This is a genomic window from uncultured Ruegeria sp. (genome assembly GCF_947489545.1).
In the GTDB taxonomy this organism is placed as follows: Bacteria; Pseudomonadota; Alphaproteobacteria; order Rhodobacterales; family Rhodobacteraceae; genus Ruegeria.
Genome location: NZ_CANLDZ010000006.1, coordinates 63,368 through 89,318 on the forward strand (window position 1 = coordinate 63,368; position 25,951 = coordinate 89,318).

Annotated in this window: 21 protein-coding genes; 6 read left to right on the forward strand and 15 right to left on the reverse strand. The window is 57.2% G+C overall.

Annotation, left to right across the window (positions count from 1 at the left end):
• Positions 1-49: 49 nt before the first annotated feature.
• The 5 genes from Q1B13_RS10470 to Q1B13_RS10490 are packed head-to-tail and all read right to left on the reverse strand — an operon-like array spanning position 50 to position 6,618.
• On the reverse strand, positions 50-1,213 hold the full coding sequence (locus Q1B13_RS10470; RefSeq protein ID WP_299079921.1) for a M20 aminoacylase family protein: 1,164 nt from the start codon (positions 1,211-1,213) through the stop codon (positions 50-52).
• A gap of 22 nt (positions 1,214-1,235) precedes the next feature.
• A complete protein-coding gene (locus Q1B13_RS10475; protein WP_299079918.1) occupies positions 1,236-2,399 on the reverse strand; it encodes a M20 aminoacylase family protein in 1,164 nt (387 codons plus the stop codon).
• Positions 2,400-2,415: 16 nt separating this feature from the next.
• Positions 2,416-3,582 (reverse strand): M20 aminoacylase family protein, encoded by a 1,167-nt coding sequence (locus Q1B13_RS10480; protein WP_299079915.1) that lies wholly within the window; start codon positions 3,580-3,582, stop codon positions 2,416-2,418.
• Between the two features lie 43 nt (positions 3,583-3,625).
• Positions 3,626-4,792: an acetylornithine deacetylase gene (gene argE / locus Q1B13_RS10485; RefSeq protein WP_299079912.1), complete on the reverse strand. Its 1,167-nt coding sequence runs from the start codon at positions 4,790-4,792 to the stop codon at positions 3,626-3,628.
• Between the two features lie 5 nt (positions 4,793-4,797).
• The gene (locus tag Q1B13_RS10490) at positions 4,798-6,618 is read right to left on the reverse strand and encodes an ABC transporter ATP-binding protein (protein ID WP_299079909.1); all 1,821 of its coding nucleotides are present in this window, start codon (positions 6,616-6,618) and stop codon (positions 4,798-4,800) included.
• A 284-nt stretch (positions 6,619-6,902) separates the two neighbouring features.
• Between Q1B13_RS10490 and Q1B13_RS10495 the strand changes: the two genes are divergently transcribed.
• From Q1B13_RS10495 to Q1B13_RS10505, 3 genes are all read left to right on the forward strand, one after another.
• Entirely contained in the window at positions 6,903-8,609 is a 1,707-nt protein-coding gene (locus Q1B13_RS10495; protein WP_298933104.1) for a peptide ABC transporter substrate-binding protein, read from the forward strand.
• A 94-nt stretch (positions 8,610-8,703) separates the two neighbouring features.
• Entirely contained in the window at positions 8,704-9,711 is a 1,008-nt protein-coding gene (locus tag Q1B13_RS10500) for an ABC transporter permease (RefSeq protein ID WP_298933106.1), read from the forward strand.
• The gene (locus tag Q1B13_RS10505) at positions 9,704-10,684 is read left to right on the forward strand and encodes an ABC transporter permease (protein WP_298933107.1); all 981 of its coding nucleotides are present in this window, start codon (positions 9,704-9,706) and stop codon (positions 10,682-10,684) included. Before Q1B13_RS10500 ends, Q1B13_RS10505 begins: the two co-directional genes overlap by 8 nt.
• Before the next feature lie 8 nt (positions 10,685-10,692).
• Here Q1B13_RS10505 and Q1B13_RS10510 read toward each other — a convergent pair whose 3' ends face one another.
• From Q1B13_RS10510 to Q1B13_RS10535, 6 genes are all read right to left on the reverse strand, one after another.
• Positions 10,693-11,790, reverse strand: a complete 1,098-nt coding sequence (locus Q1B13_RS10510) for an MFS transporter (protein ID WP_299799794.1) — start codon at positions 11,788-11,790, stop codon at positions 10,693-10,695.
• Between the two features lie 110 nt (positions 11,791-11,900).
• Complete coding sequence (locus Q1B13_RS10515; RefSeq protein WP_299079901.1) at positions 11,901-13,178, reverse strand: DUF3422 family protein; 1,278 nt, start codon at positions 13,176-13,178, stop codon at positions 11,901-11,903.
• Between the two features lie 108 nt (positions 13,179-13,286).
• The gene (locus tag Q1B13_RS10520) at positions 13,287-13,643 is read right to left on the reverse strand and encodes a VOC family protein (RefSeq protein WP_298933113.1); all 357 of its coding nucleotides are present in this window, start codon (positions 13,641-13,643) and stop codon (positions 13,287-13,289) included.
• Between the two features lie 93 nt (positions 13,644-13,736).
• On the reverse strand, positions 13,737-15,191 hold the full coding sequence (locus Q1B13_RS10525; protein WP_299079898.1) for an NAD(P)(+) transhydrogenase (Re/Si-specific) subunit beta: 1,455 nt from the start codon (positions 15,189-15,191) through the stop codon (positions 13,737-13,739).
• A 13-nt stretch (positions 15,192-15,204) separates the two neighbouring features.
• Complete coding sequence (locus tag Q1B13_RS10530) at positions 15,205-16,776, reverse strand: Re/Si-specific NAD(P)(+) transhydrogenase subunit alpha (RefSeq protein WP_298933116.1); 1,572 nt, start codon at positions 16,774-16,776, stop codon at positions 15,205-15,207.
• A 129-nt stretch (positions 16,777-16,905) separates the two neighbouring features.
• Positions 16,906-17,355 carry an isoprenylcysteine carboxylmethyltransferase family protein gene (locus Q1B13_RS10535; RefSeq protein WP_299079895.1) on the reverse strand — a complete coding sequence of 150 codons (450 nt, stop codon included), beginning with the start codon at positions 17,353-17,355 and terminating at the stop codon, positions 16,906-16,908.
• A gap of 173 nt (positions 17,356-17,528) precedes the next feature.
• Here Q1B13_RS10535 and kynU point away from each other — a divergent pair, with 173 nt between their 5' ends.
• Positions 17,529-18,722, forward strand: coding sequence for a kynureninase (kynU, locus tag Q1B13_RS10540; protein WP_299079892.1), 1,194 nt, complete (start codon positions 17,529-17,531; stop codon positions 18,720-18,722).
• Here the strand turns inward: kynU and Q1B13_RS10545 are convergent.
• Positions 18,715-19,293 carry a TetR/AcrR family transcriptional regulator gene (locus tag Q1B13_RS10545; protein ID WP_299079890.1) on the reverse strand — a complete coding sequence of 193 codons (579 nt, stop codon included), beginning with the start codon at positions 19,291-19,293 and terminating at the stop codon, positions 18,715-18,717. The genes kynU and Q1B13_RS10545 overlap by 8 nt on opposite strands.
• A 99-nt stretch (positions 19,294-19,392) precedes the next feature.
• Here Q1B13_RS10545 and Q1B13_RS10550 point away from each other — a divergent pair, with 99 nt between their 5' ends.
• Both Q1B13_RS10550 and Q1B13_RS10555 read left to right on the forward strand, forming a co-directional pair.
• On the forward strand, positions 19,393-19,857 hold the full coding sequence (locus Q1B13_RS10550; RefSeq protein WP_298933125.1) for a (2Fe-2S)-binding protein: 465 nt from the start codon (positions 19,393-19,395) through the stop codon (positions 19,855-19,857).
• 3 nt (positions 19,858-19,860) lie between these two features.
• Positions 19,861-22,101: a molybdopterin cofactor-binding domain-containing protein gene (locus Q1B13_RS10555; RefSeq protein ID WP_299079887.1), complete on the forward strand. Its 2,241-nt coding sequence runs from the start codon at positions 19,861-19,863 to the stop codon at positions 22,099-22,101.
• 46 nt (positions 22,102-22,147) lie between these two features.
• Here Q1B13_RS10555 and Q1B13_RS10560 read toward each other — a convergent pair whose 3' ends face one another.
• From Q1B13_RS10560 to Q1B13_RS10570, 3 genes are all read right to left on the reverse strand, one after another.
• Positions 22,148-22,927: a gamma-glutamyl-gamma-aminobutyrate hydrolase family protein gene (locus tag Q1B13_RS10560; RefSeq protein ID WP_298933129.1), complete on the reverse strand. Its 780-nt coding sequence runs from the start codon at positions 22,925-22,927 to the stop codon at positions 22,148-22,150.
• Positions 22,928-23,116: 189 nt separating this feature from the next.
• A complete protein-coding gene (locus Q1B13_RS10565) occupies positions 23,117-23,542 on the reverse strand; it encodes a heme-binding protein (RefSeq protein ID WP_299079884.1) in 426 nt (141 codons plus the stop codon).
• A 71-nt stretch (positions 23,543-23,613) separates the two neighbouring features.
• Entirely contained in the window at positions 23,614-25,749 is a 2,136-nt protein-coding gene (locus tag Q1B13_RS10570) for a malate synthase G (protein ID WP_299079882.1), read from the reverse strand.
• Between the last annotated feature and the right edge of the window lie 202 nt (positions 25,750-25,951).

Sequence of the window (25,951 nt, forward strand, 5' to 3'; positions counted from 1 at the left end):
ATATCCCGGGGAGCGCGAGGGGCTGGCCCCTCGCTTGCCCAAGTCATCCCTAGACAGCAGGCATCCGCTGTTCGACAATTTCCGCCCACCAGCTGCACCCGGCTGGAATGGCCTCATCATTAAAGTTATACTCAGGATGATGCACCATCGCGGTGTCACCATTGCCAACCAGAATATAGGCGCCGGGGCGCTCTTCGAGCATGAAGGCAAAGTCCTCGCCACCCATCACCAACGGCGCTTCTTCGCAATTGCCCGAGATCGAGCGTGCGACATCGGCAGCAAAATCGGTCTGTTCGTCACTGTTGACCATGACCGGATAGCCACGGATGTAAGTGACATCTGCCGTGCCGCCAAACGTGGCTGCGACACCAATGCAGATCTCATTGATGCGCTTTTCGGCCAGATCGCGCATGTCTTTGCTCATCGTACGCACGGTGCCTTTGATCTGTACGGTCTGCGGGATGACGTTGAACGCTTTCGACGAAGTTTCGAAAGAGGTAACCGAAACGACCACCTGATCAATCGGATCAGCGTTGCGCGACGCAATCGTTTGCAGCGCCAGAACCGCTTTGGCCGCGATGATTGTGGTGTCCACAGTATCATGCGGTTTGGCTGCGTGGCCTCCACGCCCTTCGAATGTGATGTCGAACTGATCCGTCGCCGCAAAGAAAGCTCCGGGGCGGATCGAGAAGCTTCCGACCGGTTTGCCCGGCCAATTGTGCATTCCATAAACTTCCTGGATGTTCCAGCGGTTCATCATGCCATCTTCGCACATCTCGCGGCCACCGCCGCCGCCTTCTTCGGCGGGTTGGAAGATCACCACAACAGTGCCATCGAAATTGCGGGTTTCGGAAAGGTACTTGGCGGCCCCCAACAACATCGCGGTATGCCCGTCATGACCACATGCATGCATGGCTCCGGGTGTTTTTGAAGCATAATCCAATCCCGTGGCCTCATGGATTGGCAAAGCATCCATATCGGCGCGCAACCCAATGACTTTCCCAGAAGAATCAACCTTGCCTTTGATTACGCCGACCACACCGGTTCGACCAATCCCAGTGACGACCTCATCACAACCGAATTCTTTCAGCTTTTCAGCAACCAGAGCACTTGTGCGGTGAGTGTCGAACAGGATTTCTGGATTTTCATGCATGTCACGTCGCCAAGATGTGATTTCATCCTGCAACTCAGCAAAGCGGTTTTTAACGGGCATACTGTCTCTCTCCTAATTCACTTCAAGCTGCCGGCATCCGGCGCTCGACCATTTCGGCGAACCACGAGCATCCGATCGGTATGATCTCGTCGTTGAAATTGTATTCCGGGTGATGCAGCCCTGCTGTTTCGCCATTACCCAAAATAATGAACGCGCCAGGGCGCTCTTCGAGCATAAAGGAAAAGTCCTCGCCCCCCATCACCATCGGTGCTTCGTCGCAGCTGCCACCAACCGAGATCGCGACCTCTTCGGCATAACCTGTCTGTTCCTCAGCATTGATTGTCACTGGAACGCCGTGCTTATAGGCGACAGTCGCGGTCCCGCCCATGGTAGCAGCAATCCCTTCCGCAATTTCTGTCAGGCGCTTTTCGATCAGGTCGCGCATCTCGTTGGAATGGGTTCGCACCGTTCCGTTCACGCTCGCAGATTGCGGGATCACGTTGAACGCCTTTGAGGATGTCTCCACGGATGTCACCGACAAAACGCCCTGCTGGATCGGATCCGCATTGCGCGACACCACGGTTTGCAACGCAACAATCAACTGAGACAACATCACGGTTGTATCCACGGTGTCATGGGGTTTCGCCGCATGGCCACCCCGCCCTTCCAGATGAATTTCAAACTCATCCGCCGCCGCCAGCAAGGGCCCCGAGCGGATGGCAAACTGACCCGTGGGAACGCCGGGCACGTTGTGCATGGCATAGACTTCCTGAATGCCAAACCGATCCATCAGACCATCTTTGCACATGGCCTCGGCCCCGTTGCCGCCTTCTTCGGCGGGCTGGAAGATCACAACCGCCGTGCCGTCGAAATTCCGCGTCTCAGCCAGATACTTGGCCGTCCCCAGCACCATTGCTGTATGGCCGTCATGGCCGCAAGCATGCATGGCGTTTGGAGTCTGCGAGGCGTATTCCAACCCGGTCTGTTCTTGCATCGGCAGCGCGTCCATATCGGCACGCAATCCGATGGCACGTCCTCGGGTATCCGACTTGCCCCGGATCACCCCTACCACGCCGGTGCGACCTATTCCGTTCACCACCTCATCACAGCCGAATTCTTTCAGTTTTTCGGCAACCAAAGCGCTGGTGCGGTGCGTGTCATACAGGATTTCCGGGTGCTGATGAATGTCACGCCGCCAGCCGGTGATTTCTTCGTGCATTTCTGCAAGGCGGTTCTTGATCGGCATGTCATGCTCCCTGTTATTATGCGACGGGCAATCGTCGTTCCACAAGCTCGGCATACCAACTGCAGCCGGCGGGTATCGCGTCGTCGTCGAAATTGTATTCCGGGTGGTGGCACATCGCGGTGTCCCCATTGCCTACAAAGATGTAGGCTCCGGGCCGTTCTTCAAGCATATAGGCAAAATCTTCGGACGGCATTATGGGATCGGTGTTCTCGGTCACCTTGCCTGCTACGGCGGCGGCGGCCTCGGCCGCATACCCCGTTTCCGCCTCGGAATTTACCGTCACCGGGTAGCCGGGCGTCCACGTCATCGTTGCAGTCGCCCCAAAGGCCGAGGCTGTGTCTTCTGCGATCCTGCGAACCCTCTCTTCCGCGATGGTGCGGTATTCGGGGTCAAGCGTTCTGACAGTACCCAAAAGGCGCACCGTATGCGCAATGACATTCGAGGCCGAGCTGTCGGTTTCAAACGTGCCCACCGTCAGGACAACGCGCTTAATCGGATCGACCGTACGCGCCACAACCGATTGAAGGGCCACGACGATATGAGAAGCCACCAGCGTTGTGTCGACCGCATCATGGGGTGCGGCGGCGTGCCCCCCTTTGCCGGTGACAACGATCTCAAACTCGTCAGAGGAGGCCAGCAGTGCCCCGGGCCGGATCGCAAACTCTCCGACAGGCAGACCCGGCATATTGTGCATGCCGTAGACTTCCTGAATACCCCACCGGTCCATCATTCCGTCTTGGCACATGGCCAGACCGCCCGCGCCACCTTCTTCGGCAGGTTGAAAGATCAGCACGGCTGTACCATCGAAATTCCGTGTCTCTGCCAGATATTGTGCCGCGCCCAACAGCATCGAGGTGTGCCCGTCATGGCCGCAAGCATGCATCTTGCCGGACACGGTCGAAGCATAGTCCAGCCCCGTCGCTTCTTCGATCGGTAGCGCATCCATGTCCGCACGCAACCCGATCACGCGGCCTTGCGTATCCTGACGTCCGCGGATCACGGCCACAACACCGGTTTTCCCAATGCCCGGGGTTATCTCGTCTACACCAAATTCTTTCAGACGCTCAGCAACAAATGCCGCAGTCTCGTGTACGTCATACATCAGCTCTGGATGAGCATGCAGATGACGGCGCCACTTGGTGATCTCGTCATGCATTTCAGCAAGTCTGTTTTTGACCGGCAATTTAAGTTCTCCACGTAGCTATTTGATAAACAAATAAAATAGATTATGCCGCCAACCTTGATACAAGGCGTTTCATGAAGGTCTGGCCCGAGTCAAACTGCGCGATCGAAATGAACTCGTTTGGCTGATGCGCCTGCGCGATATCGCCCGGTCCGCAGATCACGGCAGAATAACCCGCCTCCTGAAACTGTCCGGCTTCTGTGCCATAGCTGACGACATGACTGGCATTGTCACCTGTCAGGGTGCGCACCAAAGCCTCGGCCTCACCTTCTTTTTCCGGCACCAAGGCAGGTACCGCAAAATTCTCGGAAACCTCGATGCGGGCTTCCGGATGGACCTTTTGCATCCGTGTCTCGGCCTCGCGGACCTGCCGTAGATAGGCATCTCGCCAAGTGCGAGCCTCTTCACCCGGCACAACCCGGAAATCCATCATGAACCGGCAGTCTTTGGCGGTGATATTATGGGCCGTTCCGCCCTGAATCATCCCCACATGGCAGGTGGTCCATGGCGGATCAAAGACCGCCGCTATGTCACTGGGCCTGGCCAGCCGGTTGTCGGCGTTTCGCCTGTTGGCCCAGTCGATCAACGGGGCTGCTTCCATAATGGCGTTGACACCTGTGTGCATGATCGAGCTGTGAACTTCAAACCCGACCATATGGGTGTCATAGCCAAAGCCCCCCTTATGGCCGGTCACAGCTTGCATCATCGATGGCTCACCCACAATCACAGCAGAGCCTTTCGGCAGCACGCCCTGCATCGCCTTGATCATCGGCGGCGCACCGGTGCATCCGACCTCTTCATCAAAGCTGAGCGCCAGCTGTAGCGGGCGTTTGACATCAGCGTAGTGCGCCTCAACCAAGGCCCAGATGGCCAGGGCATCAAAGCCTTTCATGTCACAGGTGCCGCGCCCGAAATACTTGCCGTCCTTCTCTGTCACCAAGAACGGATCGGTATCCCATGGCTGCCCGTCCACCGGCACCACATCCGTGTGACCGGACAGAACAATTGCGCCCTCTTCCCAGGGGCCGACATGAGCATACAGCGCCGCCTTGTGCGGCTGCTCCGGGTCTGGCCAGCGATATGACGTGATCCCGTGGTCCCGCAAATAGCCTTCGACCCAATCCACCAAAGGCAGGTTGCTGTCGCGGCTCACCGTCGGGAATGAGATCAGCTTGGTCATGATCTCAAGCGGCGTCAGGCGCAGTGCCATGGGGTCTAGTACCCGCTGTCAGTGGTGAGAATGAAATGCCCCGGTTCGACCTCGCGGTACTCCGACGGCTCTGGTGTGTACCCAATCGGGTGGATCGGAGATGGGATCGGTTTGAAGTTTAGGTCCTTTTCCGACTTCCGTTTATTCGGATCAGCGATCGGCACTGCTTTCATCAGGGCCTGTGTATAGGCGTGCTGCGGGTTTTCAAACACGCGCGCACGTGGTCCCAGTTCCACGATCCGGCCCAGATACATGACACCGACGTGGTGGCTGACCCGTTCCACAACGGCCATATCATGACTGATGAAGAGATAGGACAAGCCCAGCTCGGATTGTAGCTCCATCATCAGGTTCAGAACCTGCGCCTGCACCGAGACGTCCAGAGCCGAAACGGCCTCATCTGCGATGATCAGCTTTGGGTTCAAGGCCAACGCGCGGGCAATCGCGATTCGCTGTCGCTGACCGCCTGACATTTCATGTGGGAACCGGCGCATGAAACTGCGCGGCAGTTGCACTTTGTCGAACAATTGTGCCACGCGGTCCTGCAACTCTGACCCGGTCGCCACGCCATAGTTCCGCATCGGTTCCGCCACTTGGTCCAGCAATTGCATCTGTGGGTTCAGCGAGGCGAAGGGATCCTGAAAGATCATCTGCATGTCCAGCCGCGCCTTGCGCAGACCGTTCTGATCCAGCTTTATGATGTCCAAGCCATCCAGATCGACCTCGCCAGACAAAGGCTCGACCAAACGCAGGATAGATCGACCGGCCGTGGATTTTCCGCATCCGGATTCGCCCACAAGGCTTAGGGTCTGCCCTTTGTTCAATTTGAACGACACATCCTCGACCGCATGGACGTTCGAGATGGTCCGACGTAACAACCCGCCCTTGACCGGAAAGCGAGTCGTCAGGTTCTTAACCGTTAACAGAACCTCCTCGGTGCCTGGGATCGGCGCGATATTCTGCCCTTCCACGCCCAACAGCTTCATCGGTTCGGGCGCGGCTTTGCCCTGCATTTCACCCAGCTTCGGCACTGCCGCCAGCAAGGCCTTGGTGTAATCGTGCTGCGGGTTCTCGAAGATCTCTTTGACTGAACCTTCTTCAACCTTGTTGCCGCGGAACATGACCACGACACGGTCGGCCATCTGCGCAACCACTGCCATGTCATGCGTAATGAACATAACAGCGGTGCCCGTTTCCCGTTTCAGCCGGTCCATCAGAGCCAGAATTTCGGCCTGAATGGTCACATCCAGCGCCGTCGTCGGTTCATCCGCAATCAGCAGGCGCGGTTCGCACGCCATTGCCATGGCGATAACAACCCGTTGCCTCATCCCACCGGACAATTCATGTGGGTATTGCTTCAGGCGTCGTTCCGGCTCGGGGATGCGTACCTGGCGCAAAAGTTCCAGCGCCCGCGCTTCAGCCTCGGGTTTGGTCATATCTTTGTGGATGCGCAGGCCTTCGGTCAATTGCCGACCTACTGTGAAAACCGGATTCAGGGCAGTCATCGGCTCCTGAAAAATCATCCCAATTTCATTGCCGCGAATCTGTTTCATCAGGTCCTGATCGGCCCTGGACAGGTCCATCTCTTCGCCATCACGCCGGTCGAACAACAATTCTCCGCCCGCGATTTCGCCGCCTCCGAACTCGACCAACCGCATCAGTGACAACGACGAGACCGACTTTCCAGACCCGGATTCACCAACGATACAAACGGTTTCGCCGGGATTCACCTCGAACGAGACATCCTCGACCCCAACCACTGGGCCGTCCTTGGTTTGAAACTCGACGCGAAGTTTTTTTATCTGTGCAATCGGTTGGTCCAGCACGCACACGCTCCCCTTGGCAGCTTTTTTGTTCTATTGCCCGACGCTAAGGCGGCAATAAGGGGAAAGTCAAACCGGTTGCACCTTTTCGCCACAGCAACTCTTGCAATTTTCCAAAGTTCTGTTTCGATACCAAGCGTAACCGTATTGGGGAGAATACGGCATCATCAGAATGCTGCCTGAATTTGCGATTCGAAATCAGGATCTTACTCCCCTTTCGGCAACGCCAAATCCGCAGGCATTGCGGAAGAAATCGAGACACGCAAGTGTCCAACATGGAGTGTATGATGAAAATCAAAACCCTTTTGCTTGGCGCGATCGCAAGCACGGCTATGGCCCCGATGGCCATGGCAGAGCGCGGATCGGACGGCAATGTCAGCATTATTTATTGGCAGGCTCCGTCAATCCTGAACCCTTTCCTGTCAGGCGGCACCAAGGACGTCGAAGCATCGTCGCTCGTGATTGAACCGTTGGCGCGCTATGACCAAGACGGCAATATGGTGCCTTTCCTTGCCTCTGAAATCCCAACCGTTGAAAATGGCGGCGTTAGCGAAGATCTGACCTCGATCACCTGGAAAATCGCACCGGGAATCACTTGGTCCGACGGAACGCCCTTCACATCCGCAGATGTGAAATTCACCGCCGACTACTGCATGGACCCCGATGGTGGCTGTGCGCAGGTGACCAAATTCGAAGGCGTAACCGCTGTAGAAGCAGTCGATGACCTGACCGTCAAAGTCACATTCGACAAACCAACCCCATTCCCCTACGGCCCGTTCGTTGGCGGCGAAAGCCCGATCATTCAGGCTGCGCAATTTGCCGATTGCACAGGCGCGAAAGCGCCGGAATGCACGGACCAGAACTTCAACCCAATCGGCACGGGTCCGTTTATCGTCACCGAGTTCAAACCGAATGACGTGATCACATTCCAGGCCAACGACAATTACCGCGACCCGGCCAAACCCGCATTTGCTTCTGTGACGTTCAAAGGCGGCGGCGACGCGACAGCGGCAGGCCGCGCCGTTATGGAAACGGGCGAGTTTGACTATGCCTGGAACCTGCAGTTGGCGCCCGAAGTGATCGCCCAGATGCAGGAAGGTGGCAAGGGTACGCCCGTCGCGGGCTTTGGTCCACTGGTCGAGCGGATCATGTTGAACCAAACGAACCCATCGCCCGACCTACCGGAAGGTGAGCGTTCGACGGCTGCCCATCCGCATCCGTTCCTTCAGGACCCGGCCGTTTACAAAGCCATGTCAATGGCCATCGACCGTCCGCTGCTGGTGGAAATCGGCTATGGTCAGGCAGGTAAAGTGACCTGCAACTGGGTTCCGGCGCCGGCCGCGTTCAACTCGACCTCGATGACCTGCGACACGCAGGATATCGAAGGCGCGAAGAAGATGCTGGATGACGCAGGTATCGTCGATACAGATGGCGACGGCGTGCGCGAAAAAGACGGTGTTCCGCTGAAAGTTGTCTACCAGACCTCGACCAACGCCGTCCGTCAGGACTTCCAGGCGCTGATCAAGGAATGGTGGAGTCAGATCGGTATCGAATCCGAGCTGCGTAACATTAACGCGTCAGTCTTTTTCGGGGGTGACCCGGGTTCGCCTGATACCTTCCAGAAGTTCTATGCCGACGTTGAAATGTATGCCAACACCTTCAACGGCACCGACCCACAGTCCTATCTGGGCAACGGTCTGTGCGACAAGGCACCTCGCCCCGACTCGCAGTGGCAGGGTGAGAACATCAGCCGCTTCTGCAACGAAGAGTTCGACAAGCTGCACGCACAGCTGGCCGAAACCGCAGGTCTGGAGCAGCGCGCTGCTATCGCCACACAGTTGAACGATATCATCGTTCAGAACGGTGGTATGATCCCGCTGGTGCACCGTGGCCGTCTGTCGGCGCACGCGAACACGCTGGGTGGCGTTGTCCTGAACGTTTGGGACAGCGAACTGTGGAATATCGCTGACTGGTACCGCAAGACCGGTTCCTAAGCGTTAGCCTTGCAAAGCCGCGCCCCGATCTTTATCGGGGCGCGGTCTTTCGCATAATCCACCAACAAGAAGACGCATATAAAGGCGCCTCTTAATGCTTAACTTCACAATCAGACGACTGATACTGGCCGTTCCGACGCTCTTGTTCATCAGCCTCGTCATTTTCCTGCTGCTCGAGCTCGCACCTGGCGATCCGATGGCGCAGGTTCCGCTCACTGTTCCGCCCGAAGTCAAAGAGAAGATGCGCGAGGCACTAGGCCTCGGCCAGCCGATGCATATCCGATTCTGGAAATGGATCGTGCAATTCTTCTGGATCGAACCACAGGTGCTGATCGACGCAATGTTCGGCACAACCTTCTCAGAAGGTGATCTGCGCGTGATTTCTTGGCAGACCCGCTCGCCGGTTATGGACATCGTTGTTCAGCGTATCCCGCAGACCCTGTGGGTTGTTGGCACCGCCTATGTGGTTGCCATCCTGATTGCCCTGCCCATCGGCATCTACTCTGCATATCGCCAGTACTCCTGGTTCGACCAGATGGGGACATTTGTGTCGATGATCGGCTTCTCGGTTCCGCCGTTCTTTTCGGGTGTTCTGGTGATCGTGATCTTCTCGGTCCAACTGGGCTGGTTCCCGTCGATCTATGACACCACACTTGTTGTGAACAGTTGGGACAGCTTTGTATTGCAGCTGAAACAGATGATCATGCCGGTCATGGTTCTGGCACTACAGATCACAGCGCAACTCAGCCGGTTCATGCGCGCCTCGATGCTGGACAACCTTAATCAAGACTACGTCCGCACTGCCCGCGCCAAAGGCCTGAGCGAGTATGTCGTGGTTATGGTTCACGTCTTGCGCAATTCGATGATCCCTGTCGTCACCGTGATCGCGTTGGGAATTCCCGCCATCTTTGGCGGCGCAATCATCACCGAACAGGTGTTCAAGGTGAACGGTATCGGCCAACTGCTGATTGGTGCCATTCAGGCCAACGACCTGCCGATGGTGCAAACCCTGACCTTCATCTTTGCTGTGCTGATCGTTCTGTTCAATCTGATCGCAGACGTTCTGTATGGCATTCTGGACCCGAGGATTCGCTATGACTGATCACAATCATTCAGACACGCTGATCCCCGATGAAGGACTTGCCCCGGCATCAACAGCCCTGCCAACGGCCGACGTGCTGGAAGAGCTGGCAACCCCACCCCGCAGCCAATGGCGCGATGTGTGGGATCAGTTCAAAACCCACAAGGGCGCCATGCTGGGGGCGGTTCTATTCATCTTCATCGTGGCTGCCGTCTATCTCGGCCCGTTTCTTTGGACGATTGATCCAACGCAGATCGACATCCGGTCTCGGAATCAGGGGCCCAGCTTCGCTCATCCCTTTGGCACTGACCAGTTGGGGCGCGATATCATGGCTCGCATGATGTCAGGTGGTCAAACATCGGTTTCAGTGGGCATCACGGCAATGCTTCTGGCCCTGTTCTTGGGCTCGTTCATCGGCGTTGTCGCCGGATTCTTCAGACGGTTGGACGGTCCGCTGATGCGCCTGACGGACCTGTTCCTGGCTTTACCACTGCTGCCCTTGCTGCTGGTGATGATGCTGTTGTTCCGCGAGCCTTTGTCCGCAGCCTTCGGGCTAGAGCGTGGGATTTTCATCCTGATCGTCTGCGCCATCGGGATCACATCTTGGATGCCGACAGCGCGGATCGTGCGGGGTGACGTGCTGGCCATCAAGGAACGAGAATTCGTGCTGGCCGCCCGGTCCATCGGCACCAGCAACAGCCAGATCATCACGCGGCACATCCTGCCCAACGTGCTGTCGCCGATCATGGTATCGGCAACGCTGGGGATTGCTACGGCGATCATCACGGAAAGCGCCCTGTCTTTCCTTGGATTGGGCTTTCCGCCTGATTTCCCAACCTGGGGAAGGCTGCTGTTTGATGGTGTCGACTACCTGCAGCAATACCCGGAGCGTGTATTCTGGCCCGGCCTGGCAATCTCGCTGACAGTGCTGAGCGTCAACTATTTGGGCGACGGCCTGCGCGACGCGCTCGATCCGCGTATTCGCGGACGGTAAACAAAAAATCAGTCGGCGCGCCTTAGCGCGCCGGCGCACACTACGATCATAACGGCCAACGGTAGCAAAACCGCGAAGGCCATCCGCAGCGTCAAAAGCTCGGCCAGAAACCCGATTAGCGGTGGCCCAATCAACAACCCGCCATATCCAAGTGTTGCGACACTGGCGATCGCCTGACCGGGCGGAACATTCGGGTCATTTGCCGCCCGGCTAAACGCCAATGGCATGATCACGGCATAGCCAACCCCCATCAGGGTAAACCCGATCAAAGCGAGGGGCACATTGCCGGAAGAGACAACTAAGAACACCCCCAAGGCCGAACAGAGACCACCAAAACGCGCCGACGCGACGGGTCCAAACCGAGCGATGGCCACGCCTCCGGCAAGCCTGCAAACCACCATCGCAACCGAAAACACTGCATAGCCCAAGGTCGCCACACTTTCGGTAGATCCTGTCACGTCGCGCATGAACAAGGCGCTCCAATCGGCAACAGCGCCCTCGCCCAGCGCAGCGCACAGTGCTGTGAACCCGACAAGGATCAATGCGCCCGAAGGCAACGCAAAAACCGATCCTTGCGACAAGGCTGACCGGCGCGATACCCAAGGCACCCACGACATCGCCAAAGCCAGAAGAACGACCATGCAACCGGCCACCAAAAAATGCTGAAATGTCGTCAGATCAAATTGCACCGCTATGAAACCGCTGACCGCGCCCAGACCGGCACCCAAGCTCCACATCGCATGGAACGAGGACATCAACGGCTTGTCGTAGGTTTGCTCGACCTCTGCGCCCCAGGCGTTCATGGACACATCCATCGACCCATGAAACGCGCCGAAAACGAACAGAAAAGCCGCCAGCGCAACAAAACTGTCTGCAAGACCCAACAGGACTAGAGAAAATGTGTATAGGACCGCAATGATCCGGGTGATGGCAACAGCGCCAAACCGGTCTGTCAGACGCCCAGTCACTGGGAAGGAACAGACAGCCCCGGCCGCCATGAACAACAGCCCATAGCCCAGGTCTTCGTGGCTTAGTTGCAGGTGGTCGCGAACGGCAGGAATACGAGACGCCCAAATGCCGAACAAAGCACCGTTCAGAATAAACATGGCGGCCACGGCCCGCCACGCAGTTGCAACACTGATCACTGGAAACCTCTGCCCTTTCACCGACACTTGCGACCACTTCTACAAAGGTCGAAGTCGGTGGCAAGCCGCTCTTACTCTAAACGGCTGCGTATTTTTCGGATTGCGCCCCAAACCAACAACACAACCGGAAGCGTGACAGCCGCCGTTAGCATGCCTTTGCTGATCCCGGCGGCCGTCAACGGATAGAGCAAATAGCTGGCCAGCGAAACCGCGTAATAGCTGATCGCCACAACAGACAACCCTTCGACCGTGTGTTGAAGACGCAGCGCAAGATCGGCCCTGCGGTCCATGCTTTCCAGCAATGCCTGGTTCTGGGCGCTGCGTTCGACGTCCACCCGCGTGCGCAGCAGATCACCTGCACGGATTGCCCTATCCGACAAGGTCTGTAAGCGCCGCTCCGTGGACTTCACGGTGCGAATGGCGGGGTCATACCGGCGCATCATGAAATCGGCAAAGCTCTGCCTGCCGAGAAAGCGCTCCTCTCGCAATACTTCGATCCGCTGATTCACGATGGCCTCGTAAGCTCCGGTTGCACCAAACCGAAATGCATTGCGGGCAGACAGTGTTTCCAACTCGGTCGAGATTGCGAGCAGTTGCGGCAACTGATCATCGGGCCGGTTGGCATCGTCGGTCATTTCAATCATCAGCTCGGTCAGTTTTTGATCCAATTCACTGATGCGTTCTGTCAGACTTTTGACGCGCGCGAACCCAAGCATGGACATTGCCTTATAGGTCTCGACCTCACACAGTCGTTGGATGATGCGGCCAATTCGTCGTTCGCCGGTCCCTTCCGAGACGAACATTGCAAACCGCATGTGCCCGGCCGGGTCGATGCGAAAATCGCTGGCGCAAGTGGCAGCATTATCCAACACTCGGGAAACGGCCAGACTTTCCGGCTCGAACCAATCGGTCAGCGACGCGCTGATTTGATCGTCATCGGGGCATGGTACTACACGCATCAGAACCGAGGTTACCCGTTGTCCCGGGCTGGACATCAGCCAGTCCGGTGGAAAAACCTCAAAATCAGCGGGATTGAACGCACGCTCGCTAACGTTGTTTGTGATCGCGGTGAACGTGACAAACTCCGTATGCTGTTCCCATTTGAGCCAGTGGCGCCCGATTTGCCCCGCGTAATGCGTCGCACCGGGTTGCGGATGCGGCGCGCCGTGGCGGTCCAAGAGGTCTGTCAGATGTGCGATATCTTCACTTCTGTCCCGACCCACCGCTTGTTCGGGCTTTTTGATTGCCAAAAACACAACCGTGCAGGGCATCTGAGCTACCGGAAAAGGGCGCGCATGCAATTCATTGGCCAGCGCATAGCGCAGCGGATGGTCCTGGATCGGTGTCATTGGTCGCTCCGTTGAATTCCCCGGACTATACGGTATGAACGGCAGACATCAATTCTCTTTTTATTTCAGTAACTTACATGGATACAACGGTATACAAGACACGCTATCTCATTGATTTGGTTGCCAGAGCTCAATCGGATTGCCCTCAGGGTCGTGGATGCGGGCAAACTTCCCGACCTCGCTGTCCCACTCTGGGTTGGTTTCTACGGTGATCCCGGCCGCTTGCAATTGTTTGGTCATGGCCTCCAGATCATCAACACGGAAGTTGATCATCCATTGTTGCTCGTCTCGGCCAAAATAGCTCGTGTCCTGCGCGAAGGGGGTAAACACCGTATAGCCCTCGCGCTGTTTCCACGGAACCGGATCATAGTGATGAACGCCCAGATGCGTCTCGTACCATTGCGTCAGCGCCTGCGGATCACGAGCGCGAAAGAACACGCCACCTATGCCATTCACTTTTTCCATCGGACACCTCCTGTAATCGCATGGTACCTCAATGCTGGCAAAAACAGAAAAGGCGCCCATATGGGCGCCTTTCCAAAGGGTATCGGGCCCAGATCAGTCGATCATCGGCAACAGCTTGTCCAGCGAAGCCTTGGCGTCGCCATAGAACATGCGGGTGTTTTCTTTGAAGAACAGCGGGTTTTCGATACCCGAGTACCCGGTGCCCTGGCCGCGCTTTGAGACGAATACCTGCTTGGCCTTCCAGCATTCCAGAACCGGCATCCCGGCGATGGGGCTGTTGGGATCTTCCTGTGCAGCAGGGTTCACGATGTCGTTCGAACCGATGACAATGGCCACATCCGTGTCCGGGAAGTCGTCATTGATCTCGTCCATTTCCAGAACGATGTCATATGGCACCTTTGCCTCGGCCAGCAGAACGTTCATGTGGCCCGGCAAGCGGCCCGCAACGGGGTGGATGGCAAAGCGTACGTTCTTGCCTTGCGCCCGCAGCTTGCGCACCAGTTCGGAAACCGACTGCTGCGCCTGTGCCACGGCCATGCCGTAACCGGGGATGATCACCACGCTGTCGGCATCGTTCAAGGCCGCAGCCACACCGTCGGCTTCGATTGCGATCTGCTCGCCCTCAACAGCCATCTGCTCACCTTGCGGGCCACCAAAGCCGCCCAGGATCACACTGACAAAGTGACGGTTCATCGCCTTACACATAATGTAGGACAAGATCGCACCTGACGAGCCCACGAGCGCACCAACCACGATCAGCAGGTCGTTGCCCAGCGAGAAGCCAATCGCCGCAGCCGCCCAGCCGGAATAGCTGTTCAGCATCGACACAACTACCGGCATGTCGGCACCGCCGATGCCCATGATCAGGTGATAACCGATGAACAACGCGGCCAGCGTCATCAGGAACAGCGGGAAGAACCCACCCGACGCGGTGTACCAGATCAGGCAGATCAACGAGATGATTGCGGCCGCCGCGTTCAGCGCATGGCCACCCGGCAGCTTGGTCGCCGCAGATGTCACCTTGCCCGCCAACTTGCCATAGGCCACGACCGAACCGGTAAAGGTGATCGCGCCAATGAAGATACCCAGGAACAGTTCCACATGCAGGATGCCCAGCTCTGCCGGGGTTTTCTTTGCAATCAGCTTGGCGAAAGCCCCCAGATCAGACAGGTCCGCCTGATTGGCCGAATCCACGATAGCCATGACCTGCGCAACATTGCCAATCTCGAAATGCGCATTGTAGCCAACAAAAACAGCCGCCAGACCCACCAGCGAGTGCATCGCGGCCACAAGCTGTGGCATCTCGGTCATCTGTACGCGCTGCGCGACGTACTGGCCGATAAAGCCACCGCCAGCGATCAATAGTAGCGACAACAGCCACAAGCCAGACCCGGGACCGACCAGCGTAGCAAAGACCGCAAGCCCCATACCGACGATGCCATACCAGACCGCGCGCTTGGCGCTTTCCTGGTTCGACAGTCCGCCTAGGGACAGGATAAAAAGGACAGCCGCAACAACGTAAGCGGCGGTAGTGAAGCCATAATCCATGTGCCCGGCCTCCTTAAGATTTCTGGAACATGGCAAGCATGCGCCGGGTTACGAGGAAGCCGCCGAAGATGTTGATCCCGGCCATGAAGACAGACAGTGCCGCCAGCAGAATGACCAGGAAGGATCCCGATCCAATCTGCATCAGCGCGCCAACGATAATGATCGACGAGATCGCGTTGGTGATCGCCATCAACGGAGTGTGCAAGCTGTGCGAGACGTTCCAGATCACCTGGAAGCCCACAAAAATGGCCAGCACGAAGACGATGAAATGTTGCATAAAGCTGGCCGGAGCAATCAGCCCCACCAGCAGCATCAGCACGCCGCCGACCCCCAGCAGGGTAAACTGCTGCTTGGTCTGCGCCTTGAAGGCCGCAATTTCCTGCGCCCTCTTTTCTTCCGGCGTCAGCTCTTTCACCTCAGCCTTGGGCTGAGCCGCGATTGCCTGCACTTTGGGCGGTGGTGGCGGGAAGGTGATCTCACCCTCATGTGTCACGGTCGAACCGCGGATCACGTCATCTTCCATGTCATGATTGATCTGACCGTCCTTTTCGGGCGTCAGGTCAGTCATCATGTGACGGATGTTGGTGGCGTAGAGCGACGAGGATTGTGAGGCCATACGGCTGGGGAAGTCGGTATAGCCGATGATGGTCACGCCATTATCGGTCACGACCTTCTCATCCGCGATCGTACCCTCAACGTTGCCGCCCCGTTCGGCCGCAAGGTCAACGATCACCGAACCCGGTTTCATGGCCTTGACCATATCCTCGAGCCACAGCTTTGGCGCCGGGCGGTTCGGGATCAGTGCGGTGGTGATTACGATGTCCACTTCTGGTGCCAGTTCACGGAACTTGGCCAGTTGGGCTTCGCGGAACTCGTCGGACTGGACGGATGCATAACCGCCCGTGGCCGCGCCGTCCTGCTGTTCTTCTTCGAAGTCCAGATAGACAAATTCCGCACCCATCGACTCGACCTGCTCGGCCACTTCGGGGCGGACGTCGAACGCATAGGTAATCGCACCCAGCGAGGTCGACGTACCGATCGCCGCCAGACCAGCCACGCCAGCACCCACGATCAGAACCTTCGCGGGCGGCACTTTACCAGCCGCCGTCACCTGGCCAGTGAAGAAACGGCCAAAGTTGTTGCCAGCTTCGATAACCGCGCGATAGCCCGCGATGTTCGCCATCGAAGACAGCGCATCCATCTTCTGCGCACGGGAAATCCGCGGCACCATCTCCATGGCGATCACGTTGGCACCCTTGGACTTGGCCAACTCCATTCCTTCTTCGTTCCCAGCCGGGTTGAAGAAGGAAATCAGCGTCTTACCCTTGGTCAGGCGCTTTAGCTCGGCCTCGGTCGGGATCCGAACCTTGGCTACAATGTCAGCCGATTTCCACAACGAGGCTGCAGTCTTGACGATCTCGACGCCGACCGCCTTATACGCCGCGTCTGAAAAGCCCGCCGCTTGCCCGGCCCCCTTTTCAATGGCGCAATCATAGCCCAGTTTCTGCAGTTGCACGGCGGAGTCCGGGGTCATCGCGACCCTGTTTTCACCGTCCAGTATTTCCTTTGGCGTGCCTATTTTCACTGGCAGTCCCCCTAATTATCACTCTGGCAGAGCGGGTGATCGGTATTGTTAGTTAAGCAAAGATGTATCTTGCGCAAGATTATTTCGCAAGCGCAGCAATCGTTACGTGATGTCACAGCACGAAACACCCTATATCCAACGACGTGTTTTGCGTTCATATCGGGCGAAATCCGCACGAAAAGTACGGCGCAGACGGTCTTCTTCAGGTATTATAAAGCGACGTTCAAGCAGCGAGACAAGGATCGGCACCAAGACCAATGACAGCACGGCATCCAGACGCAGTACAAGCCCGGCCAAAATCAGGATATCGGCCAGATAGATCGGGTTGCGACTGTATTTGTAGATACCCGATTGCACCAGCGCCGTCGGCGTTTCATGCGGGATGACTGTGGTCTTTTGCCTACGAAACTCGACGATCGCCATAACCACGATCAAAATACCGCCGCCAATCAAAACACCACTGATGAGATCGGTCACTCCGCCTTCCAGCGACAATCCAAAACCCAAAAAGCGCGCCTGCAGCCACGCCAGAAAAACAAACCCCAATAGCCAAACAGGCGGAATGTCGATCCGACGCATGCATCGTCCCCGTGGATGGCGACACGCAGTGGCACATGTCGCTTCTGCGCGATGTCCTATCGCTTTCAGACCGGAATAGCAAAACCTCAGTATGTCGCATGAATGGACAGATACAAGAGGATCGGATAGGCCAAAAGCACCCTGCGATGTGTAAGAAAGAATTGTGAGCCGCCATGACCGATTTTGCCGCAACCAAGGCCATGTTCCATCTGCCCGAAGGGGTTCTGTATCTCGACGGTAACTCTCTGGGACCATTGCCAAAAGCGGCTGCAACCGGGGTCCAGCGCATGATGAGCGACGAATGGGGCCAGATGTTGATCACCGGCTGGAACAAAGCCGGCTGGATGGGGCTGCCCACGGGCCTTGGAGACCGTATTGGTCGGTTGATCGGAGCCGAGGCTGGCAGCGTCGTCGTCGGCGACACCTTGTCGATCAAGGTCTATCAGGCCGTTGCATCTGCGCTAGAGCTTAATCCAAAGCGCAAGGTGGTTCTGTCCGACAATGGTAATTTCCCCTCAGACCTATACATGGCAGACGGTCTGTTGCGCTCCCTTGGGGCAGAATACGAATTGCGCGTCGTTGACCCTGAGAATGTCGCTGACGCGCTGACAGAAGAAATCGCGGTCTTGATGCTGACCGAGGTCGACTATCGTACAGGTCGCAAACACGACATGAAGGCCCTGACCGAGTTGGCCCATGCAAACGGCGTCGTAACGGTGTGGGATCTGGCGCACTCGGCCGGGGCGATCCCGGTTGATCTTGCCGGATGCAATGCCGATTTTGCGGTGGGCTGCACGTATAAGTACCTGAATGGTGGACCAGGCGCGCCTGCCTTTGTGTACGTGGCACCCCGACTGGCACCCAACGTGCGCCCTGCTTTGTCAGGCTGGCTGGGGCACGAAGCCCCGTTCAACTTCGATCTGGATTACCGACCCGGAGCAGGGATCGAGCGGATGCGCGTCGGCACGCCGCCCGTCATTCAGATGACGGCTTTGTCCGCCGCGATGGATGTTTGGGATATTGCCGATATCGCGGACGTCCGCACCAAATCCATTGAATTGACCGAGATGTTCGTAGACCGGGTCGAAGCGACCTGCGCCGATCTTGAGTTGGCAAGTCCGCGTGATCCGGAACAACGTGGCAGTCAGATTTCCTTCAGGTTCCAAGAAGGCTATGCCGCGATGCAGGCGCTGATTGCGCGTGGGGTAATCGGTGATTTCCGTGCACCCAACATCATGCGGTTCGGCTTCACACCTTTATATGTTGACGAAAACGATGTCGCTCAGGCGGCGGATATCCTGGCCGATATCATGACCAACAAACTGTGGGATACGCCCGAGTACAAAACGCGCCAGCGCGTTACCTGACCTCAAGCCCGGCGCCGATCAGGGCGGCCAGTTGCGCGGTCCGCCTTTCAAATTCTTCCGCGCCGGACGCCGTCATTTTGACCCCCTTGAGAGCAACCGTAATGGTCTTTGCGGTTTCATCAGGGGTTTCAAACAACCGGACCCGACCAGCGACGTCTTCGCGGGTCAGCCACGCCGCATAAAGATCCGTTAGCTCGGCCTCGCCTTCTTCAACAATGTCGATGGACATCGATTTGGTCGTATCCAACATCTCTAACCCATGTGGTGAGGCAAGAATGGCAGCCATCCCGTCTGCCTGCGCCAGGATTGCCCGTGTCACGAGGTCAGAAACTGCTCCGGACCCGTTTAGGGCTTCGGTCACTGCGGCGATCTTTTCGGCATAGTGCAATTCGGTCAGCTTCCTAACAATCGCCTCTTTGTTCTTGTAGTGCAGATAAACCGCAGGGCGGGACATCCCCGCCCCGCGCGCTATGTCATCCATCGAGGTCTTGCGAAACCCATAGGACGAAAAAGCCTGAAACGCCGAGGTCAGGATCGCCTTTCGCCGTGTATCGTCACCGGTGTCGTTCATACTCGCAGACCTGACATTTTTTGTATATTTTGTCAATTGACATACTGACACTTTTCACCAATTATGTCATAAACCAGCCACAGCCAAGCGAGGTGAGCCATGGCGACCACCCTTAAGATCAACGGAACGTCTCATCAAGTGGACCTGCCGGATGATGTGCCCCTGTTGTGGGTCCTGCGGGATGAGGTCGGTCTGACCGGAACCAAGTTTGGCTGCGGCGTTGCCTCGTGTGGGGCATGCACGGTCCACATCGATGGTGAAGCTGTGCGCTCATGCCAAGTCGCGCTGTCCGATGTTTGGGGCGATGTGACTACAATCGAAGGCGTAGGAACCCCGGATGCGATGACCACAATCCAGCAAGCATGGGTTGACCATCAAGTAGCGCAATGCGGCTACTGCCAGTCAGGCCAAATCATGCAGGCTGCCACTTTGCTGGCTGAAAACCCGACCCCCACAGACGCCGATATCGACGATGCCATGCAGGGCAACTTGTGCCGCTGCGGCACCTATCCGCGCATTCGCGCTGCTATTCATGACGCAGCTGCCAAATTGAAGGAGGCATAAGCAATGGCTCGCATTGGAAAAATCCTCCGCCGTACTTTTCTGATTGGCTCTGCCGCGATTGTTGGCGGTGTGGCGTTCGGCGCGTATTACGTCAGCCGTCCGGCGGCCAATCCGTTGAAACCGAAAGAAGGCGAAGCGGCGCTGAACCCCTTCATCCTGATTGACCAGAAAGGCGTCACTCTGTTTGCACCGCGCGCCGAGATGGGACAGGGCGTCCAGACCACCTGGGCAGCACTGATCGCAGAAGAATTGGACGTGGATCTGGATAAGATCACGGTTCTGCACGGCCCGGCAGCAGCAGCGTATTACAACTCGGCTCTGGTCGGTGAAGGCCTTCCCAACAAAGGCTATGACATTACGAACTTCCAACACAATCTGGGTGAGGCCCTGGGCGTGTTGGGCAAAGTGCTCAGCCTTCAAGTCACTGGCGGCTCGACCTCGATGAAGGATGGGTTTGAACGCATGCGTCAGGCAGGTGCCTCGGCACGCGAAACCCTAAAGCGCGCCGCTGCCAACCGGCTTGGGGTAGACCCATCTGAGCTACAGACAGCATCGGGTCATGTGATCGCACCGAACGGTAGTCAGATTGCTTATACAGAACTGGCCGTCGATGCGGCGGGTTTGGAACCCGTCGATGTGCCCCTGCGCGACCCATCCGAATGGCGCTATCTGGGCCAGACCCAACCGCGGCTGGATATGGTCGAAAAGGCCACCGGAACGGCCAAATTCGGCGTCGATGTGCGCCTGCCCGGCATGAAGTATGCCAGCGTTCGGATGAACCCCAAACTGGGTGGGGCGATGAAAGGATATGACGACAGCGCCGCGACCTCACTGCCCGGTGTTGAAAAAATCGTCGATCTGGGCACTGGCGTTGCGGTTATCGCCAACAATACCTGGTTGGCCATTCAGGCTGTTGAGGCCATCGATGTCGATTGGGGTGATGCCCCCTACCCGCCAGAAACAGACGGTATCTTTGCCAAGATTGCTGAGGCGTTTGACGACTCGCCGAACTCTACAATGCGCGACGATGGGGATGTCGGCACGCTGCCCGCAGGCGCAACAGAGGTCACGGCAGAGTATCAAGTGCCCTATCTGGCCCATGCCACGATGGAGCCGATGAACGCCACTGCGCTTTATTCCGAAGATGCATTGGAACTGTGGTGCGGCAACCAGGCCCCGACATTGATCCAGTTCCGTGCTGCCAACACGGCCAGTCTGGAAACCGAGGCGGTGCAGATCCACACCACCTATCTGGGTGGTGGATTCGGTCGTCGGGGCGAATTGGATTTTGGTGAGATTGCCACCAAAGTCGCCATGGCCATGCCCGGCACCCCGGTTCAAACAACCTGGAGCCGCGAAGAGGATATGCGTCACGATTATTTCCGCCCAGGCGCAATTGCACGTATGCGCGGTGCAGTTCAGGACGGAACCGCAGTTTTGATCGATGGCAAACTCGCATCGCAATCCTGCACGCAGCAGGCTGTCGAACGTTACACGGGCATGCCGGGTGCTGGCCCCGACAAGGTGCTGGTCGAGGGGTTCTTCAACCAACCCTACGCGGTCCCAAACTACAGGATGAGCGGCCATATCGCCGATTTGGCAATCCCGGTCGGCTTTTGGCGGTCCGTAGGTAACAGCCACAACGGTTTTTTCCATGAAACCTTCATGGATGAGATGGCACATGCCGCGGGTCGCGATCCCTTAGAGTTTCGGCTGGAGTTGATGAAGAACGAACACGCCCCATCGGCCGGTTGCCTAGAGGCCGTGCGAGAGATGTCAGGCTGGACCGGTAACACACCGGATGGTGTTGGTCGCGGCGTGGCGTTTACCTACAGCTTTGGCACCCCCGTCGCTCAGGTCATCGAAGTGGTGGACGAAGACGGCACCATCCGCATCAACGAGGCCTGGATCGCGTGCGATATGGGACTCGCACTGGATCCCGAAAATGTCAAAGCGCAGATGTTCGGTGGCATGATGTATGGCCTGTCGGCCGCCTGCTACGGAGAGATTACCTTCTCCGAAGGAGAGGTCGAGCAGTACAACTTCCCGGACTATGACGCGATCCGCATGCACACCGCGCCGCAGGTCGAAGTGCGCGTGCTGGAAACCAACCGTCACATGGGTGGCGCGGGAGAGCCCGGCACGCCCCCATCAATGCCGGCGCTTGGAAATGCGCTGTTTGACCTGACCGGAAAACGGGCCCGAACCCTGCCGCTGAACACTCAGTTCGACTTGCTGATCTGACCACAGAACACTGGTCCGGTAGCGCAAATGCCGGGCTAGCTTCATCTTAAGCAGATTGTTGGATCAATTGCGTGTCCGACCCCGTCGCCCATGCACGAACGGCGGCCCCAAAAGCCTCGAATAACGGGCGGGAGACTGGATCATTGATAGCGTCCCATTCGGGATGCCATTGCACCGACAGTGTAAAGCCAGGTGCGTCTTTGATATACATCGCTTCGGGCGTTCCATCCGGTGCATGCCCATCGACCAGGACACGCTGCCCGACCGTCTTGATCCCCTGCCCGTGCAGCGTGTTTGTCATCACTTCAGACGCACCAAACAGATCGTGAAACACGCCATTTTCGCTTAGCTTTACAACATGACGCAGCGCAAATTTTTCTTCCAGGGTACCGTCTGGTGGCATGCGGTGGTTCATACGCCCGGGCAAATCTCGGATCTCGGGGTAAAGCGTGCCACCCATGGCGACATTCACTTCCTGAAATCCACGGCAGATGCCAAGGAACGGCTGGCCGCGATCCACGCAGGCGCGCACAAGGGGCAAGGTGATCGCGTCACGCGCCCGGTCGAAATCGCCATGCGCGTCGGTTGCGGACTCACCATATTCCTCAGGATGCACGTTGGGTCGACCGCCGGTCAGCAGAAACCCATCGCACACCTCCAGCAGTTCCTCCACTGAAACATAACGTGGATCAGCCGGGATCAGCAGCGGCAAGCATTCCGAGACGTTGGCCACGGCATCCGAATTCATCGTCCCACCGGCATGTGTCGGGTATTGATCGTTCATAAGATAAGAATTGCCGATAATACCAACGACGGGTCGAGACATTCCGCATACCTTGCTGTGACAGTAGTTCACCGCGAGGCTATCTGCAGCGGGATAAACGTGCAACAGCACACGACCTGCATGACAGCGCAAGACCGTGTTCAACAGCGCACATCTCATGCCTTATTGCTGAAAGCCTAAGAAACGGGCGTTTTGCAACACCTCCAAATGCTGGCAAACAGCCTGCTGTGGTCAAATTTCTCCTGTCAGACCAGAGGCTTCAATACCCGCCATACCGGCCGCCGCATCGTTGTCCGACGTATCACCGGTGACACCAACAGCGCCGATTACAGCGCCTTTGCGGTCCCGCAACAGAACCCCACCCGGGACTGGTACAACCTGCCCGCCGTAAACACCGTTCACTGCTGCCATAAAATAGGCCTGTGCCTCGGCCCGCTGCATCTGCGCGGTCCCCGCCATGCCCAGCATGACCGAGCCATAGGCTTTCCCATGCGCAATGGCAAAGCGACCGGGGGCTGCGTCGTCTTCGCGCTCAAAGGCAATGACGTGCCCACCTGCATCCAGAACAATCACCGACAACGGCTTAAGTTCCATTTCGCGCCCTTTTTCCAGCGTTTTGCGGATAATCGTACGCGCTTTGCGCAGTGAAACCGACATGTATGCGTCCTCCTGTCAGATCGGGTTTTATGTGGAGCCAGAGGACCAACGCCCCCGGCTTAGTTCGCCGCTTATTCTTGGCTGGCCTTCAATTCCAGGCGTCGCGCATGCAGAACCGGCTCGGTATAGCCCGAGGGCTGAACCCGCCCTTTGAACACCAGATCACAAGCAGCCTGAAAGGCGATGCCGTCGAACCCGGGTGCCATTGGCGAGTAGCCCGGGTCCCCCTCGTTCTGACGATCAACCACGGCTGCCATTTTTTGCATCGCCGCCATCAGCTGCGCCTCGTCCACCACGCCATGATGCAACCAGTTGGCCAGCGCCTGAGACGAAATCCGGCAGGTTGCGCGATCCTCCATCAGACCGACATCATTGATATCTGGCACCTTGGAGCAACCGACACCTTGATCGACCCAGCGCACCACATAGCCCAGTATTCCCTGCGCATTGTTCTTGATCTCGCGCGTGATCTCGTCGTCGCTCAGATTGCGACCGCCCAGCAATGGGATAGTCAGAAGATCGCCCAATGTGCCGCGGGCTCCGCCAGCGGCGATTTCATCCTGACGCGCCAACACTTTGACCTTGTGATAATGCGTGGCGTGCAGTGTTGCCGCGGTTGGCGATGGCACCCATGCGCAGGTTGCTCCAGATTGCGGGTGCCCGATCTTGGCTTCGAGCATTTCGCCCATCCGATCGGGTATCGCCCACATGCCTTTACCGATCTGCGCTTTGCCTTTCAAACCGCAGGCCAAACCAATATCGACATTCCGGTCCTCGTAGGATGAAATCCAGGGCGTGTTCTTGATATCCCCCTTGGGCAGCATCGGCCCGGCCTCCATCGAGGTATGGATCTCATCTCCGGTTCGATCCAGAAAGCCAGTGTTGATGAAAGCCACGCGCGATTTCGCGACGCGGATACACTCTTTGAGGTTCGCAGAAGTTCTGCGTTCCTCATCCATGATCCCGAGTTTCACGGTGTTGCGTGGCAGGCCCAAAACTTCTTCGACCATATCGAAGATATCCATGGCAAAACCGACTTCCTCCGGCCCGTGCATCTTGGGCTTTACGACATAGACCGACCCTTCGACCGAGTTGCCTCCGTCCCGCTTCAGATCATGCATCGCAATGAGCGTGGTGCACAACGCATCCATCAACCCTTCGCCAATCTCGCGGCCTTCGGCGTCCAGCACGGCGGGGTTGGTCATCAGGTGGCCGACATTGCGGATCAGCATCAACGCCCGCCCCTTGAGCGCGGCTTGTTCACCGTGTGCAGTAGTGAATTCGACATCACCTGACAGCCTGCGGGTAAAGGTCTTTCCGCCTTTGGCAACCTCTTCGGTCAGGTCGCCTTTCATCAGGCCAAGCCAGTTGCCGTAGGCGCCAACCTTATCCTCAGCATCGACACACGCGACAGAGTCTTCGCAATCCATAATCGTGGACAAAGCGGATTCCAGACGCACATCCGAAATACCGGCCGGATCGGAAACGCCGATGTCGCTTGTCGGATCAATCATGATCTGAATGTGCAGACCGTTGTTCCTTAGCAAAACAAAATCGGGCTTCTCAGCAGTTCCGCCAAAGCCGACAAACGCGCCCGGATCGGACAAGGCTGGTACAAGGCCCCCACTTTCCACGCGAAGGCTATCGACCGCAGCCCACGAACCATCTGCCAACGCAACCGCATCATCCAGAAACGACTTGGCCCAGTCGATCACCCGGTTTCCACGCGCTTCATCATACCCTCTGCCGCTAGGCAAGTCGCCCATCGCATCCGTGCCATAAAGCGCATCATACAAGCTGCCCCAGCGTGCATTGGCCGCGTTCAGCGCAAAACGGGCGTTCGTGATCGGCACAACCAGTTGAGGACCCGGCGTTAGGGCAATTTCGGGATCGACATTGGCCGTTTCAATCTCAAAATCCGGGCCGTCTTCGACCAGATATCCAATCTCGCGTAGAAACGCTTCGTAGGTGGTGGCATCATGAGCTTGACCTTTGCGCTCAGCATGCCACCCGTCGATGCGCCCTTGAATGTCAGCACGTTTGGCAAGCAGTTCGCGGTTTTTCGGACCAAGCTCGTCCACGATGCGGGCCAGACCTTTCCAGAATGTGTCGGGTGCAACACCCGTCCCGGGAAGTGCCTGATTGTCGATGAAATCAACCAATTCATCCGCAATCTGCAATCCGTTTCGGATCTGTCTGCCGCTCATATCCCTATTCTCCCGCGCTGGATGCGATAGTATTCTTCCATCAATTAGGGGCAAAGTTTCCGATAGGCAACAACCCAAATGTCGATTTGGTAAAATAATATTACCAACTAGAAGTTCACCGACGCTCGCCTCTGCCATTTGCTTGCAGCCTGCAGACGTTCCCCATAGTTTCGCGTCAAATTTGTACCGAAGCGAGGCCCCG